At 39.3% G+C, this 1,014-nt stretch carries 1 protein-coding gene; it reads left to right on the top strand.

Annotated features, from left to right (window positions below; genetic code table 11):
- The coding region (locus tag QT992_RS33465; RefSeq protein WP_333343098.1) for an AAA family ATPase at nucleotides 1-1,014 on the top strand (1,014 nt) is incomplete at both ends.

Raw genomic sequence — 1,014 nt, 5'->3', positions numbered from 1 at the left:
AAAGCCTTTCAATCATTAGTCAAGCAACTCTTAACAGAAAGCCAAAATCAACTCAATACCTGGAAAGAAAAAATATTAGCTGCTGTTGGCGCTAATAGTCAAATCATTGTCGATGTCATTCCTGAAGTAGAATTAATCATTGGCCCACAGCCCGCCGTACAAGAATTAGGCGCTACAGAAGCACAAAACCGCTTTAATTTAGTATTTCAAAAATTCATCCGCGTCTTTTGTTCAGTTGACCATCCCTTAGTCATCTTTCTCGACGATTTACAATGGGCTGATGCCGCTACATTGAAATTGCTACAAGTAATGCTCGCAGATGAGCAAACCAACTATCTATTTCTAATTGGTGCTTATCGAGACAACGAAGTTAACCCATCTCATCCTTTAATGATGACTTTGGACGAGCTGCAAAATGAAGGTGCAAGAATCGAGCGAATTACTTTAGCTCCCTTACACCTTCACCAGATAGTTAACTTAATTACTGATACCGTGCGTAAAGACCAAAAATCAGCGCTCCCCCTCGCCGAGTTAGTGGTCAGTAAAACTCAAGGCAATCCTTTTTTTGTCAATCAGTTTCTCAAAACTCTCTATCAAGAAAACCTGCTGAGATTCAATTTTCACGAAAGAAACTGGGATTGGAATATTTCAGAAATTGAAGCAGTAGGTATTACTGATAACGTCATTGAATTGATGATTGGCAAATTGAAAAGACTTCCCCAATCAACTCAGCAAGTTTTGCGTTTGGCTGCTTGCGTGGGTAATAGTTTTGACTTAAACACTCTTTCAATTATTAACGAAAAATCTTGGGGAGCCACGTTTCAAGAACTATTGCCAGCCATCCAAGAGGGATTAATCTTAACTACTTCTGAGTTAGGTGCTACCGAATCAGAAATAATTAACTCCGACTTGGTAATTACTACTTATAAATTTTTGCACGACCGCGTGCAGCAGTCAGGTTACGCTTTAATTGACTCAAAACTGCAAACAGCAATTCACCTACAAATTGGTCGT

Origin of the sequence: Microcoleus sp. T3_D1 (assembly GCF_036700405.1) — a bacterium.
Lineage (GTDB): Bacteria > Cyanobacteriota > Cyanobacteriia > Cyanobacteriales > Microcoleaceae > Microcoleus.
Note: the sequence above shows the minus strand (reverse complement) of the source record. Positions and strands in the feature narration are given on the sequence as shown.